This is a genomic window from Pyruvatibacter mobilis (assembly GCF_012848855.1).
GTDB classification, from domain to species: Bacteria; Pseudomonadota; Alphaproteobacteria; order CGMCC-115125; family CGMCC-115125; genus Pyruvatibacter; species Pyruvatibacter mobilis.
In genome coordinates this window covers 1,042,845-1,057,084 of the sequence record NZ_CP051630.1, presented here as the reverse complement: position 1 = coordinate 1,057,084, position 14,240 = coordinate 1,042,845, and the positions used below count along the sequence as shown (strand labels likewise).

The following is a 14,240-nucleotide window of genomic DNA, read 5'->3' as shown; positions in this document are numbered from 1 at the left end:
CTCACGCCCCCTTGGACCGTACGCCGCGCGGAGGGGCGAGCAGATAACGACAGGCAATGCCCAGCTTGGTCCATTTGCCAAGCTTCAGGGGCGCGCCGATAGCAAAATCACGATCTTCCATAACGCGCAGATAGCGCTCATAGACGCCCATCATCAAGAGGGCCGGCCGCAGCTCACGCCAGTTCAGATGCGTCAAAAGCGCCTGTGTCTCGCCGAACCAGCCCCGCGCCTCACGCCCCATCTCCCGCGCCACATCCTGAACGCGGGGATCAACGGCGATTTCCGTTGCATCACGGGATGTTATGCCGTGCGATTCAAGAAGCTCATGAGGCAGATAGACCCGTCCCATCTCTGCGTCTTCAGCAATGTCGCGGAGTATGTTGGTCAGCTGCAGGGCATTGGCCAGGGCCAGGGCAAACCTGTCCTCGTAATCACCCCGCCCCGCACCGAAGACCGGCATCGACAGGAGGCCGACTGCGCCCGCGACCCGGCGGCAATAGGCCATCAGCCGCTCATGGCTTGGCGCCACCAGCGGGCCTTCCACATCCATTTCCATCCCCTCGATCAGCATCTCGAATTCGTGCTGGTCGAGGTCAAAGCGGCGGATGGCCGGCACCAGGGCAAGGCCAACCGGCGTGCGCGGTGCGCCCTCGTAACAACGGGCAATCTCCCGCCGCCATTCTGACAGGGCCGCGATACGCTCATCATGGGTACCGCCCTCATCGGCGATATCGTCAATCTCACGGGCGAAGGCATAGATGGCGAACATCGCCTCCCGCCGCTCCCGCGACAGGATCTTCATGCCCGCGGCGAAAGAGGTACCGGACCGGGAGACGATATCCGCCGCATAGACAGCCGCTTCTCTCGGTGACATGCCGGGCGTCGTGGCGTTGATGACCCGATCAATCGCCGGATTTGTGGTGGCGGCGGGAGAGCTCACGGGCGCATCCCTTTCCCGCCTCGGAAGAACCCGACAACCGCGCCAACCACCCCCGCAACGATGAAATCCACCTTGCTCAGCTTCACCCTCGTCGCCAGCGGGTCGCCAGCGCGCAGCCGGGCCGCCAGCCGCGAGGCAAGACGGATGATGATCTCGCTTTCCATCGCCAGCCGGGTAGAGGTGAGCGCTGGGGGCAACCGCCGGGCAAGGGCGAGCTGTGCATCCACATCGTCAAGCAGGCGATCAATGACCCGGCGCAGACCCGGCGTCAGCCCTTCGCCCCGGAGATCAGACACCGCCGCCCCCTCTTCCGCCAGCCACTCTTCCGGCAGATAGCACCGGTCCATGACCATCAGGTCCTTGCCACAATCCTGCAGGTGATTGAGGATCTGTAATGCGGTGCACAGACCATCCGCATAAGGATAGAGCGGCGATCCGGCATCCGGTCCGCCTTCATGCAAATCGACGAGAAAGCGGCCCACGGGGTCAGCCGACATGGTGCAGTAGCCATGCAGTTCCGCGAGTGTGGCATATCGCGTCTTGATGGCGTCCTGGCGGAACGCATCAAGCAGGCGTGCCGCATGCCGCGTGTCCTGAGCGAGATCGGCCATCTGGCGCGCAAGCTGACGGCCACGGCTCTCGGGCCCGTCGATGGACAGGCTCTCGCCCATCACGTCCAGCCGCTCGACCTTGGCGGTCGGTGACAGGGCGGGATTGTCGGCAATATCATCTGCCGCACGGGCGAACCCGTAATATGTCGCAATCACTGGCCGCAGATGTGCCGGCAGCAGGAAGGATCCGACCGGAAAATTTTCGTCCCCTGCATCCTTGCCGGACGGAGTCTCCACACCGGTCGCAGCAAGACGCGCGGCATTGGCCGCGTCTGCCCGCAGCGCAGAGCTTCCAGCATCCTGACTTTCCACAACCATGCGGCCGTCTGAACCCCCAAGGCGAGTCAACGCAGGCGCACGCTATCGCGTCCCCCGTCCGGCGGCAAGAAACGCAGGCGTGATCACGATTTGCGCCGGTTTCCTCTATAATCAGGGCAAATACCACCTCCACTTGCACAGCCTATCCCCAGACGGGAAATCGGCTTCTCACCTGCCAAGACACACTGAACAGACCCATGTCCTTCCTGACCGATCTCGTCTCGCTGGATCTGACCGCCCTTGCCCTTCTTGCCCTGGCCGCATGGCTTTTCCTGACATGGGGACGGGCGGATTTCTGGAAGGCGGATGTATGGCTTGCACCGGAGCCTGCATCGCCCACCGCGATGACCAGTTCGGTGACAGTCGTCATCCCGGCCCGGAATGAGGCGGAGACGATCGCCCGGACAGTGTCTTCCCTGACGCACCAGACTTTTTCCGGCCCCTTGCGGATCATCGTCGTCGACGACCAGAGCACGGATGCCACGGCAGCGGAGGCGGAAGGCGCTGCCACCAATCATGTGCCGGTCGAAACCGTATCCGGCACGGCGCTTCCGCCCGGCTGGTCCGGCAAGGTATGGGCCATGGCACAGGGATTGGAACGCGCCACATCCGACGCGCAACAGCCCGACTACATTCTCTTTACCGATGCGGACATCGAGTATCGGCCTGCGACACTCGACAAGATGGTGCGTAAGGCCGACGCGGACGGCCTGACCTTTGTTTCGTTCATGGCGCGGCTGGATGCCCGCGGGATCTGGGGCAAGCTGCTGATCCCGGCATTCATCTACTTTTTCCAGCTCATCTACCCGTTCAAGCGCGCCAACACCCGATATGACAGCCTTGCCGCGGCAGCAGGGGGCTGTTTCCTGGTGCGGCGCGAGGCGCTGGATGCCATGGGCGGCCTGGCGGCCATCAAGGGTGAAATCATTGACGACTGCCAATTGGCCCGCGCCCTGAAGCATGCCCGCCCCGCCCATGACACGCTGACCACCCTCACCCATGACGTGACCTCCCTGCGGGACAACAGGGCGCTGGATAGCATTTGGAACATGGTGGCCCGCACGGCTTTCACGCAGCTTGCCCATAGCTGGTTGGCGCTGGCAGGCACCCTCCTTGGCTTGATGTTGACCTTCATCGTACCCGTTTGGGCGCTGTTCGCATGGGTCACGGGATCCGCACCCTGGCATGACGGCCTGATGGGATGTGCTGCGCTTTTGCTCATGGCTCGGACATACTGGCCGACCGTCAGACTCTATGGGCTGTCCCCTGCGTGGGCGTTAAGCCTGCCCGGCGCTGCCGTGATCTATTGCGGTGCGACCATTACCTCGGCATTCCGGCATGCCCGCGGCTCCGGCGCGCGCTGGAAGGGCCGCAGCTACGCGGCAGGCTGACCCCGCCTACGCACGCCTCCACAAGCCTTCCGCCTCGAACCACGCAAAGAGATCACTCAGGGTCTGGTTGAGCGTGTGGCGCCGCTCCGGCAGCAGATCGCTTGCCTTGGCGAGATCGAAACTGACTGGACGGCGTGCAAGCCGCACGCCCGTGAGTGGCGCCTTGGGCGGGCGGTTCGTCAAGCGACTGAGAATCCCCTCATCCACCAATGCCGCCGCCTCCGCCAGCCAGCCGGGCACCGTAGCCGACGGCATGGTGACACCGCTGCGGTGCTGTAGCCGCGCCAGCAGGTCACCAAGCAGGATGTTGTCACCGCCGAGGAACACCCCGTCAGCCCCTGTCTCGATATCAAGACAGGCTATGAGCCCCGCCGCCATGTCCCGCACATCGGCAATGTTCATCCAACTTTCCAGATAGGCGGGCGTGCGGCCGCACAGAAAATCCAGCACCATGCGGGTCGGTGGCGTGAGGCCCCGGTCCCCCGGCCCCAGAGGCATGGTCGGGATGGCAATGCGGACTGGCATCCCGGCCGCGCGGGCCTGTCGGGCCGCATCCTCCGCTCGCCACTTCGACCGGGGATAGGGCCCCAGCATGGCCTCAAGCGGCAAACGATCCACCTCACGCACGAGCCGCACCTCCCCCCCTGAGGTTCCGCCAATGCGAGTGGTGAGCGAGGAGACATGCACAAAGGCCCCGACGCCTTCAGACCGCGCTGCCGCGAGCATCACCTGCGTCCCGTGCCAGTTGACATCGTCAAACCGGCTGGAAGGAGAAACCCACAGATGGGGTATGGCCGCCAGATGGATGACCCTGGAGACCCCCTGCATGGCTGTTGCGACACGCCCCTCATCGGCGACAGACCCGCACACCCATTCAGCCGGAGAGCCATCCGGCGCCGGCGCCACATCCAGCACCCTGACCCTTGCACCTGCATCAGCAAGCTGTTGAACCACATGGCTGCCGAGAAAACCGGCGCCCCCGGTAACAAGGGTGAGTGCGCTCATTACTTCCGATCCCCATCAGCTTGGGGTCCAGTGGGGACACACAAACCCAGCCCCTCGTCCCATGCCGACGACACCACGACCCGCTCACCCAGAAAGACGGCGGACGTAGCCGCGCCCGGTAGTTCCTCCGCATCCGGATCGATCATGACGAAATTGTCCTGGCCCGCCCGCCGCAACAACACCCGGCTGCCAGGCAACTCACCGAGACCGTTCATGTAGAGAAAGAGATCAAACGGCACAGGGTGGGCCGCGAGGCTGACATCACCCTGGCCCGTGACACTGATATTGTCCGGCCCGCCATCGACTTCCACCGCCGCGAAGTCCGTGTCACCGGACAGCAGATCCTCGAGAGGATAGTGACGGATCTCACCGTCTCGTGACGCGGTCATCAGCAGCGTGTCCGTGGTCTTGTCCAGCGCGACACCGTTGGCAAAGGCCGCGTCGGACACCAGCGTCTTTGTCTCCACCTGACCATCCTGCCTGAAACGCGTGAGCCTGAGGCCGGAGCGGCGCGGCTGTACAATCCGTTCAAGCCAAACGCCCCACGCGCCGCATTGCGTCTGATCGAACGTGAAGATGGCCGTGTCTGGACCAATCAAAGTCACGTCATTGGCACGGCAATAGGCGTCTCCCCGCGCCCGGCCCGCCAGCACCAGCCCGTCCCCCATAAATTCAAGCAGCAGGAGATCGGCCGCTGAATGGTCATGACGGTCAGCGAGGCGATTGACCACGGCAAGTCGCTGTATCTCGCCATCATCATAGAGGCCGATGCCGTGGGGATGCAGGATCACGTCCTCCATACCCCGGGTGACAAGTACACGCGCCTCAATCTCGTCAGGCGTACCCTTCACGAGGCTCGCAATGTCCGTGACGTAGAGATTACCCTGAGGCGGATCCTCACCATGGCGCAGGGCGTCCTGCACTGCGAAACGGTCATAGGCGCTGAGGATGAGACGTTGACGGCGTTGATCCACCGCCAAGTCCTCGATCCCGGATATTGGCGTGCCGTCGGGCGCAAGCACCGCGACCCGGTGGCACTGATAGGCAGGATTTGTGTTGGCAGACGCAGCATAAGCTGACGGCACAAGGCTGAGGCCCGCCGCCAGCACCAGCGCCTTAAGCGACCTTGCTACCGGGCCGCTGATAGCCGCCGCGTACGAGATAGTCACCGAGGCGGCTTTCCACGAGCTGCGCTGACCGGTCCGAATAATCGAAGCGGTTCTTCTCAAAGCCTTCCACAGATTTGAGATAGGCCTCGAAACGCGGGCGCACGGTGTCGAAACCGGGCAGGCCGAGCGAGGTATAGACCCGCTCAAGCTCTTGGAGCGGTGCCCGATCCAGATTCTCATAAGCAATTTCGACCCGTTGCGCCTCAGGAATCGCGGGCCATTGCGCATCTATCAGGCCCATGATGCGCTCATAGACCGATAGCACGGCTTCTTCAATATCCACGTGGTCGTAAGGCTGCAGCGCCAGCTGACGGAACAGTTTGGCGTAGAAGTTCTTCATGCTCTCAAAGACTTCGTACGGATTGCGCCGGATATGGATAAACAACGCATCCGGATAAAGCTTGTGCAGCATTTCAACCCGGCTCGTATAGACCGGGTTCTTGATCAGGAGCCGCTTACGCCCCTGCTGCAGCCACAGCTTCTCCATGAAATAGGTGAAGGTCTCTTGCCACTGACTGATTTCTTCGTCGGTGCAGCCGTCGAAGAACAGGCCGCGGCCCACGAAATGATCGAAGGCCTGCGGGAAATAGATGCCGTGGTAGAAGGAGAGCGGCGACATGTTAGCCAGCGCAATCTCATCTTCCTGCGGACTGTCGGGCCGCACGGGAATGTTGTCGATGTAGCGTGTCTCCGGCAGGGCCCTGTCGATGACCGGTTTCAGCGCCCGCCCGAGCAGGAGCATGTCCCAAGGCAGTCCGGTAGCAACCGGCGGCACGAAGCCAAAATCATCCTGCACCATCAGATTGTAGAGATGGGTGGTTCCACTGCGCCAATGGCCGACGATGAATACTGGCGGCGGCATGCTGCCCGCCTTGGCAAGCTGGCTCCGCGTATACGCCTTTTCAGCCAGGGTAAACGGTGTCCGGCCGATGACGGCACCCAACAGCCCCGCAACGCTCCCCAGCGACCCCGCCGGTATGCCGCCGCTGTCAGCCAGAACGGATGTCAGCGTGCCGAAGTCACTACCGGTCAGAGGATGCATGGGGAACTCAGTTGCTGGAACGGATCGTCAGGTGATTATTGCTGCGTGGCCGCAATGGTGCTGGCCTTGCGCGACAGGGCATCCGCCAGCGGCTCGGCTCCGAGACGCGCCAGAGACGACAGCTCCGACCGGCGGCGCGCTGCCTCGCTGACGCCGTTATAGAGCACATCGGCGATACCCGCACGTCCCTCCTCCGGCGTCCGCACCACATAGTCGAGATTGACCGGTTCGCCCGACTGACGCTGCAGCTCCGTATTGACGACAGTCGCCCCCTTGGGGCCGGGGCTGGTGCCGAGGGTCTTGAAGGTGATCGGCAGCTTCCGCGCAAAACGGCTGACATAATTGGCAATGACAAATTCGCGGTAGGCCGCCACAACCTGCGCCTTGCCCGCATCGTCATAGGACCGGAAAGACGCCGGACCGATGGACTGGGCCGTCAGCGCCGGCAAGTCGTAGGTCTCGTCAACCACTCTGCCGATATAGTCTGAAGCAGCCTCAAGCCCCATGGCTTCGCCATTGGCCATCAGGTGCTCGAGGCCGGCATGAAGCTTGTTCGCAACGGCTGCCGCGTCCTGCGCCCGGGCAGTTGAGCCCAGCGCAAAAAGGGCCGCAAAAGCCATGGCCGCCAATGGCATGATGCGCATGGCCGTGCCGAAACGGGGTTTCACGAAAGCGGAGGGGGAAAAAGCCTTGGTCATATTGTTGTCCAGCTTGATCGCTTTTTGTGGCCTGCGAAAGGCCACGCGGTTAAACAGAATGCCCGCCATTTCGGCGGCTTTTCAGCGTCTCATCGCGGTGCTGTACCGCGCGTGAACCACTGCCCCGCCATCCCTAGCGTTGCATGTAGCGCTCCCACCTAGATTGCACCATAGCCGAATGTCCGCATTGCTGACCAACTCCGCCCGCCTGATCACCCGCCATCCGGCGATTGTGCTGATGCTGCTGGCATTTGCGACGGTTCTGGCCGGCATCTATGCCGCCACTCAATTTCGTGTGAATGCGGACCAGACATCACTTGTGGCCCCGGATTCCGCGTTTCAGATCCGTTTCGGCGCGTTCCGCGATGCTTTTCCGGCCTATCGGCGCACCAGTCTGATTGTGGTGGAGGCTGCCTCACGCCCTGCCGCCATCGCGGCGGCGCAAGACCTGAGCGCGGCGCTGGAGCAGCGCACGGACGTGTTCCAATCGGTCTTCGCCGCGTCGGCACTGCCCTTCTTCCAGAAAAACGGCATCCTCTACCGCAAGACCGATGAGGTCGCTGACCAGCTGGATGCAATCGCCCAGGCCCAGCCTGGCATCGCGCTGGTGCTGCGGCAGAAAGGCCTGGCCGGTCTGCTGGACCTCATCGAACAAGGTGCAGCGGACGCTGCAACCATTTCAGCCGACGGCACCGCCACGCTGCCGGCCCAACTGCAGGCACTGGCCGAAAGCCTGACGCAGGCTGCGCGGCGCACAGCCGAAACGGGGGCACCTCCGCCGCGTATTGAGCTGCCCGGAACCACCACCGAGCCCGGTGAAACCGCCATCGAACTCATCTCGGTACGCATCCGCGAAGATCAAACGGACATGATGTCGCCCAGCAGCAAACTGCAGGTGATCCGCGACACGGCAACCGACCTGGGCCTGACCGAGGACAACGGCATCACCATCCGCCTTACGGGCAATGTGCCGCTGTCGGTCGACGAGCTGAAGCAGGTGCGGCAGAGCCTCGGGCTTGCGGGCACCCTGTCCTTCATCATGCTCGCCCTCGTGCTGGGGCTCGGCGTTCGCTCCACCCGCATTGTCGCGGTAATGTTCCTAACCCTGATCGTCGGCGGCGTCTGGTCCATGGCCTGGGCGATGTTCAGCATCGGGGAGGTCAATATTCTCTCCGCCAGCTTCGCTGTGCTGTTCGTCGGCCTCGGCATCGACTTCGCCATCCACTACGCGTTGCGCGCACAGGAAGATGTCGAAGCAGGCATGGCGACGCCGAAGGCACTGGCGGAAGCGGCGGGCGATGTGGGACCCGCCATCGCCATGGGCGCGGTCACATCCGCCATCGGCTTCCTGTCCTTCATGCCGACCGACTACAAGGGATTTGCCGATCTGGGCGTGATCGCAGGCGGCGGCATGATCCTCGCCTGCCTGGCGGCACTGACGGTGCTGCCTGCTACGCTCAGCCTCATCGGTGTGCCGGACCAGCGCAGCGCGGGCGCGCGGTTCAACCGCACCATCGGACGGCTGTTCGGTGTGAGCCGCATCGTGCCCGGACGGATTGCCATGGCAGCAGGTCTGATCGGTCTCGTATCCATCGGACTTGCCACCCAGGCCCGGTTCGACTTCTCGACCCTCTCCCTCAAGAACAGCAATTCCGAGCCCATCCAGGCACTCGCCGACCTGCAGAACCGCGGCCTTGTGACGGATTACGCCGCCTATGTGGTAACGCCGTCGCTGGAGGATGCCGAGCAGGCGGCAGCGCGCATGGCCGACCTGCCGGTGATCAAACGGGTACAAACCGCCTCAAGCCTGATCCCGCAGGACCAGGACGAGAAACTGGCCGCCATCGAGGAAACGGGTTTCCTGTTCTTTGCCTTGCGCGGCATGCTGGACCGGCCCGCAGCTGAACTCCCCGACACCCTGGCCGTGCCCCTCCCCGATGGACTCGACCCGGCATCAAGGGAGGCGCTGGCGACTCTCAATGAAGCGCTGGCCGCCCTCTCAAAGCCACAGCGGGCAGCACTTAACGGTGCACTGGCAAACCAGCTCACACGCGACATCAGCCTCCTCATGGCGGTGTTCGACGCGGAACCCGTGACCGACCTAGACCAAGTGCCGCAGGGCATGCGTGACCGCTTCATCGCTGAAGACGGGCAAGCCTTGGCCATCGGCCTGCCGGAAGGCGATGTGACCCGCACGCCGGATCTGCGCCTATTCGTAGCGCAGGTGAAGGAGGCCTTTCCGGACAGCACCGGCCGCGCCGTGGTGGAAGCCACTGTCGGCGATGTGGTGGTGGAAGCCTTCATCACGGCCCTGCTGCTGGCACTGGCGGCTGTTTCGGTGATTGTCCTGATCGCCACCCGCAGCATCGTGGATACGGCACTGGTGCTGACGCCGCTGCTGCTCGCCGCCATGGCCACCGCCGCCACAGGTGTTGCAATCGGCATGCCGTTCAACCAGGCCAACATCATCGTGCTGCCGCTGATCATGGGGCTGGGGGTCGACAACGGCATCCACGTGCTGATGCGCTATCGCCGTGACGGCTCCCTTGACGGCATGCTCAAATCCTCGACGCCGCGCGCCATCGTTCTCAGCACGCTGACGACCATCGGTGCCTTCGGTGCCTTGAGCGCATCGGTCCACGCAGGCACGGCGAGCATGGGCGTGCTGCTGACCATCGCCATGCTCTACCTGCTGGTTGCGACTGTCTTCGTGCTGCCGGCCCTGCTCAGCTTGCGGGGGAAGCTGCGCCGCCAATAGGTGTGGAAGCCGATGAAGAGGCAGGCGGCACGGTGTCTTCCTCCGTGTCCCCCTCTTCCACCTCCTCGCCGCGCGGGTCGAACTCGGCTGCAACCGGCGATGTCGGCCGCGCCATACCGACGAAGTCTTCCTTTTCTTCCTCAGGCACGGCAGCACGCTGGCCAATGCGGTAGAACGCATAGGCACCAAGGATGAAGTGCATGGCAGAGACGAAGATGAACTCCGCGGACATGCCGAGCACATTTGTCAGATAGGCCGCACAGATGGGACCAATAGCCGAGCCGATGCCGAACAGCAGCAGCAGACTTCCGGACACGGATACGAAGTCTGACGGGTCCGCGTGGTCGTTGGCATGGGCAACGGCGAGCCCGTAGAGCGAATAGGCGGCGGCGCCGAACATCACGACCAGCAGGAAGGTTAGCGCACCCGGCACAGCAAACAGTGCCATGAGCACGCCGGCCGCTGACCCGAGGAAGGCAACGCCGCCGATTACCTTGCGCCGGTCCATCTGATCCGAGATGCGGCCGAACGGCCATTGCGCCAAGGCACCGGCGACCAGCGCCAGGCTCATGAAAATGGCGATGTCGCCGGACGCGAAACCGAGATTCTGCGCAAAGACCGGGCCGAGGGTGCCGAAGGCCCCGTTGGCCATGCCAATGAGAAACACGCTGACCGCCCCCACCGGCGACAAATTGATGATCGACCGGAGATTGAGGCTCACCTGCTCCGGCGGCTCAGGCGCCGGAAGGCGGGTAAGTGCAGTCGGGATGTGCGAGATGGAAAACAGAAGACCTGCGACCACGAACAGCGTGATCTGCATCGGGTCGAACAGGGTCAGCGACATCTGACCGGCGGTAATCGCCCCCAGATAGATAATCATGTAAACTGAAAAGACGCCGCCCCGCGTGTCATTGGTGACGCGGGAATTGAGCCAGCTTTCGATCACCATGGCGGACCCGGCGATGGAAAAGCCGATGACGAAACGCGCTGCGAACCACATCACCGCTTCGATGATCATGCCTTGCAGAAGCATGCTGGCGGCAGCCAGTGAGGCGATGACACCGAATGTCCGGATATATCCTACGCGCCGCAATGCAATCGGAATGAGGTAGCAGCCCGATACGAAACCCAGCGCATAGGCCGTGCCCATGAAGCCGATAATGACATCGCTATAGCCTTCCAAACTGGCGCGGATCGGCACGAGAAGGCCCTGCTGGCCGGCGGCCAGATACATGAGCAGGGTGGACACGAGAAGGACGGTGATCGGAAGAACGCTCTTTCGCATGCTGGCCTGTCGGTTGGTGATCGTCGGAATTGTGTGGCGCGGGAGGCAGAACACCCCTTGGCGCACCCTGCCCTGACATTGTGTAATGCAGGAAAACTATGGAGGTTCCGCGGCGGATGTCGGGCAAATCAGTGAAGGATGGGTCTGGGACCGGAAAGTCAGTAGGGCTTTTTGTGACCTGCCTGGTCAATACCATGCGTCCGCGTGTGGGCTTTGCCACTCTCAAGCTCCTTGAGGAGGCGGGCTTCGAGGTAACCGTACCTGCGGGCCAGACCTGTTGTGGCCAACCCAACTACAATGCGGGCGACCGGGAAGCCGCAAAGGACTTCGCAAGACGCTTCGCGCGGGAGTTCTCCCAATTCGACCATGTGGTCGCCCCCTCCGGCTCCTGCGCAGCGATGATCCGTGTCCACCACCCGCGCCTGTTCGACGCCGACGACCCGGACAAGGAGCTGGTGGACGCCGTGGCGGCCCGGACCCACGAGTTGACGTCCTTCCTCACCGATGTGGCCGGCGTCCGTACAACCGGTACCGCCACCAGTGAAACACTGACCTATCACGACTCATGCTCTGGCCTGCGGGAACTGAAAGTGAAGCAGCAGCCCCGCACGCTGCTACGCGCGGCCGGTGCCGAGATCACCGAAATGGAGGATGCTGAAGTCTGCTGCGGCTTCGGCGGCCTGTTCTGCGTGAAATATCCGGACATCTCCGGCGAGATGGTGCGCAAGAAATCAGACGAAGTGGTGAAGTCCGGCGCCGGCGCAGTTGTGACCGGTGACGTTGGATGCCTGCTCAATATCGAAGGCGCCCTTGCCCGCCGCAATGACCCAGTGAGGGCATACCATGTGGCTGAAGTGCTGGCGGGCATGACCGATGACAAGCCCCGGAATGAGGATGACGCCTGATGCATGTGACATCCGACAAGTTCAGCGACAATGCCCGCGCCGCCATTGCTGACCCGCAGCTCCAGACGGGACTGTTTGTGTTCGGCAAGATCTTTCCGCTGCTGCGGGAAGCGACCGTCGGCAAGCTGCCCGAGTTCGATGCCCTGCGCGATGCGGCCAAGGACATAAAGGTCCACACCCTCAACAATCTCGGTACCTATCTCGAGGCATTTGAGGCACGGGTGGAGGAAGCGGGCGGTCGGGTGCATTGGGCCCGCACCGCCGAAGAGGCCAACACCATCGTTGAGAAGCTGTGCGCGGAGGCCGAAGCCCGCAACATCATCAAATCCAAGTCGATGGTGACCGAAGAACTGGAGCTCAACGATCACCTCATCGGCAAGGGCTACAACGTCGTCGAGACGGATCTGGGCGAGTACATCATCCAGCTCCGCAAGGAAAAACCCTTCCATATCGTCGGCCCTGCGCTGCACCTGACGGCCGGCCAAGTGTCGGAGACCTTCTACGAAGCACACAAGCCGCTGGGACGCACGGAGAAGGTGGAAGACAAGGTGAAGCTGGTGGAAGAGGCCCGTATCGTCCTGCGCGAACGCTTCAAGCAGGCGGATGTGGGGATCACCGGCGCCAATTTCCTCGTGGCCGAGACCGGCCAGGTGGCGATCATCACCAATGAGGGCAATGCTGACCTCACGGCCACTCTGCCGAAGCGTCACATCGTGGTGACGGGTATCGAGAAAATCGTCCCGACCCTGGATGATCTGTCCGTGTTCCTGCGCATCCTGCCGCGCTCGGCCACGGGACAGGAAACCTCGAACTACGTCTCGCTCTATTCGGGGCCCCGCCGCGCCCGCGACGCCGATGGACCGGCACAGTTCGACATCGTGCTGGTGGACAATGGCCGCACCGACATGCTGGGCACACCTGTGGAAGAGATGCTGCGCTGTATCCGCTGCGGGGCGTGCCTGAACGCATGCCCGGTTTTCACCACCGTCGGCGGGCAGAGCTATGGGTCGGTTTATTCAGGTCCCATGGGATCGGTATGGACACCAGCCCTGGCAAGCGTCTCAAGCGCGGCCAAGCTGCCCAACGCATCCAGCTTCTGCGGCAAATGCGAGGAGGTGTGCCCGGTGCGCATTCCCCTGCCCTCCATGATGCGCCACTGGCGTGAAAAGGAGTTTGAGGCGCATCTGACACCTGCCGGGCAACGCTGGGGCCTCGGTATCTGGGCCTGGCTCGGCCGCCACCCTTCCCTCTATCGGACGGCAACCAATCTGGCGGGCATCGGCCTGCGGCTGATGGCCCACACCCGCAATGGGCGCCGCATGGTAACAAAGCTGCCCTTCATCGGCAGCGGCTGGACCCAGTCGCGCGACCTTGCTGCACCACCCGAGCCAAGCTTCCTGAGCCAGTACCGGGAGGGCCGCCGCCGATGAGTGACGCGCGCAATGCCATCTTCGCGAAGATCAGGAAGGCGGAAGCCGGCCGCACAGCCTGCGACCCTGCCGAGGCGAAAGCCCGGCTTGAGACGCCCCCGCCGCAGCCGGTCCCTGCAATCGCCCAACCAAGTCCCGACACGCTGACAAAGGCCTTCATCGCCAAGGCCATGGAACTCGGCTGCACGACCGCGGGGTGCCCCAGCCTGGACGCGGTGCCGGGCACAGTGAAAGCCTATCTCACGGAGCAGGAGCAATCGGCGGACGTGACGGTCCCAGATAGTTGCGAATTGAGCAGTCTCGACTGGGCCGGTTCCGGGGTCACCGCCTCACGCGATCTTTCCCGCGAGGCCTTGGACGGACGGACGGGGATCACCCGCGCCCTGGCAGGGGTTGCGGAGACCGGGGCCGTTGCCGTGGCGGCCAGCGACACCTTTCCGGTGAGCCTTGGCCTCCTTCCGGACCGGCACATCATTGTTCTGACCACAGATGAACTGGTTGGAGGCTACGAGGATGTCTGGCGGCAGGCCCGTGCCGCGCGAGACAACCAGGGCATGGCCCGGTCGCTGATTTTCGTTGGCGGCCCCTCCCGCACCGCCGACATCGAGGCAACGCTGGTGATGGGCGCCCATGGCCCCCGAGCCGTACACATCATTTTGGTCAGCGCATGAAAAAGCCCGCGCCAGAT

The 14,240-nt window shown here is 63.2% G+C and carries 12 protein-coding genes; 5 read left to right on the top strand and 7 right to left on the bottom strand.

Going from position 1 to position 14,240, the window contains the following annotated elements:
* Position 1 precedes the first annotated feature (1 nt).
* Together hpnD and HG718_RS04890 are read right to left on the bottom strand one after the other, a co-directional pair.
* On the bottom strand, positions 2–940 hold the full coding sequence (gene hpnD / locus HG718_RS04895) for a presqualene diphosphate synthase HpnD (RefSeq protein ID WP_160588829.1): 939 nt from the start codon (positions 938–940) through the stop codon (positions 2–4).
* The gene (locus tag HG718_RS04890) at positions 937–1,869 is read right to left on the bottom strand and encodes a squalene/phytoene synthase family protein (RefSeq protein WP_160588830.1); all 933 of its coding nucleotides are present in this window, start codon (positions 1,867–1,869) and stop codon (positions 937–939) included. The genes hpnD and HG718_RS04890 overlap by 4 nt, the downstream gene beginning before the upstream one ends.
* Before the next feature lie 197 nt (positions 1,870–2,066).
* Here HG718_RS04890 and HG718_RS04885 point away from each other — a divergent pair, with 197 nt between their 5' ends.
* A complete protein-coding gene (locus tag HG718_RS04885; RefSeq protein ID WP_160588831.1) occupies positions 2,067–3,260 on the top strand; it encodes a glycosyltransferase in 1,194 nt (397 codons plus the stop codon).
* Positions 3,261–3,266: 6 nt separating this feature from the next.
* Here the strand turns inward: HG718_RS04885 and HG718_RS04880 are convergent, their stop codons facing one another.
* The 4 genes from HG718_RS04880 to HG718_RS04865 are packed head-to-tail and all read right to left on the bottom strand — an operon-like array spanning position 3,267 to position 7,174.
* Positions 3,267–4,265, bottom strand: coding sequence for an NAD-dependent epimerase/dehydratase family protein (locus HG718_RS04880; protein WP_160588832.1), 999 nt, complete (start codon positions 4,263–4,265; stop codon positions 3,267–3,269).
* The gene (locus tag HG718_RS04875) at positions 4,265–5,434 is read right to left on the bottom strand and encodes an SMP-30/gluconolactonase/LRE family protein (protein ID WP_160588833.1); all 1,170 of its coding nucleotides are present in this window, start codon (positions 5,432–5,434) and stop codon (positions 4,265–4,267) included. The genes HG718_RS04880 and HG718_RS04875 overlap by 1 nt, the downstream gene beginning before the upstream one ends.
* Positions 5,382–6,476: a sulfotransferase family protein gene (locus HG718_RS04870; RefSeq protein ID WP_160588834.1), complete on the bottom strand. Its 1,095-nt coding sequence runs from the start codon at positions 6,474–6,476 to the stop codon at positions 5,382–5,384. The genes HG718_RS04875 and HG718_RS04870 overlap by 53 nt, the downstream gene beginning before the upstream one ends.
* A 35-nt stretch (positions 6,477–6,511) precedes the next feature.
* Positions 6,512–7,174, bottom strand: coding sequence for an ABC transporter substrate-binding protein (locus HG718_RS04865; protein WP_160588835.1), 663 nt, complete (start codon positions 7,172–7,174; stop codon positions 6,512–6,514).
* 178 nt (positions 7,175–7,352) lie between these two features.
* On the opposite strand from HG718_RS04865, the gene HG718_RS04860 reads away from it, so the two are divergent.
* A complete protein-coding gene (locus HG718_RS04860; protein WP_160588836.1) occupies positions 7,353–9,932 on the top strand; it encodes an MMPL family transporter in 2,580 nt (859 codons plus the stop codon).
* Here HG718_RS04860 and HG718_RS04855 read toward each other — a convergent pair.
* Positions 9,901–11,217, bottom strand: coding sequence for an MFS transporter (locus tag HG718_RS04855; protein ID WP_160588837.1), 1,317 nt, complete (start codon positions 11,215–11,217; stop codon positions 9,901–9,903). The two genes, HG718_RS04860 and HG718_RS04855, sit on opposite strands and share 32 nt — an antisense overlap.
* Before the next feature lie 98 nt (positions 11,218–11,315).
* On the opposite strand from HG718_RS04855, the gene HG718_RS04850 reads away from it, so the two are divergent.
* Genes HG718_RS04850 through HG718_RS04840 form a run of 3 tightly spaced genes read left to right on the top strand, consistent with a single transcriptional unit; the run spans position 11,316 to position 14,223 of the window.
* Positions 11,316–12,122 (top strand): (Fe-S)-binding protein, encoded by an 807-nt coding sequence (locus HG718_RS04850; RefSeq protein ID WP_308936412.1) that lies wholly within the window; start codon positions 11,316–11,318, stop codon positions 12,120–12,122.
* A complete protein-coding gene (locus HG718_RS04845) occupies positions 12,122–13,552 on the top strand; it encodes a lactate utilization protein B (protein WP_160588839.1) in 1,431 nt (476 codons plus the stop codon). The genes HG718_RS04850 and HG718_RS04845 overlap by 1 nt, the downstream gene beginning before the upstream one ends.
* On the top strand, positions 13,549–14,223 hold the full coding sequence (locus HG718_RS04840; protein WP_160588840.1) for a LutC/YkgG family protein: 675 nt from the start codon (positions 13,549–13,551) through the stop codon (positions 14,221–14,223). The genes HG718_RS04845 and HG718_RS04840 overlap by 4 nt, the downstream gene beginning before the upstream one ends.
* Positions 14,224–14,240: the final 17 nt, after the last annotated feature.

Bases quoted from the DNA above. Each gene is read 5' to 3' on its own strand.
- HG718_RS04840 (WP_160588840.1), top strand. From the start codon at position 13,549: ATGAGTGACGCGCGCAATGCCATCTTCGCGAAGATCAGGAAGGCGGAA.
- HG718_RS04885 (WP_160588831.1), top strand. From the start codon at position 2,067: ATGTCCTTCCTGACCGATCTCGTCTCGCTGGATCTGACCGCCCTTGCC.
- HG718_RS04880 (WP_160588832.1), bottom strand. From the start codon at position 4,265: ATGAGCGCACTCACCCTTGTTACCGGGGGCGCCGGTTTTCTCGGCAGC.
- HG718_RS04870 (WP_160588834.1), bottom strand. From the start codon at position 6,476: ATGCATCCTCTGACCGGTAGTGACTTCGGCACGCTGACATCCGTTCTG.
- HG718_RS04850 (WP_308936412.1), top strand. From the start codon at position 11,316: ATGGAGGTTCCGCGGCGGATGTCGGGCAAATCAGTGAAGGATGGGTCT.
- HG718_RS04860 (WP_160588836.1), top strand. From the start codon at position 7,353: ATGTCCGCATTGCTGACCAACTCCGCCCGCCTGATCACCCGCCATCCG.
- HG718_RS04865 (WP_160588835.1), bottom strand. From the start codon at position 7,174: ATGACCAAGGCTTTTTCCCCCTCCGCTTTCGTGAAACCCCGTTTCGGC.
- HG718_RS04855 (WP_160588837.1), bottom strand. From the start codon at position 11,217: ATGCGAAAGAGCGTTCTTCCGATCACCGTCCTTCTCGTGTCCACCCTG.
- HG718_RS04845 (WP_160588839.1), top strand. From the start codon at position 12,122: ATGCATGTGACATCCGACAAGTTCAGCGACAATGCCCGCGCCGCCATT.
- HG718_RS04890 (WP_160588830.1), bottom strand. From the start codon at position 1,869: ATGGTTGTGGAAAGTCAGGATGCTGGAAGCTCTGCGCTGCGGGCAGAC.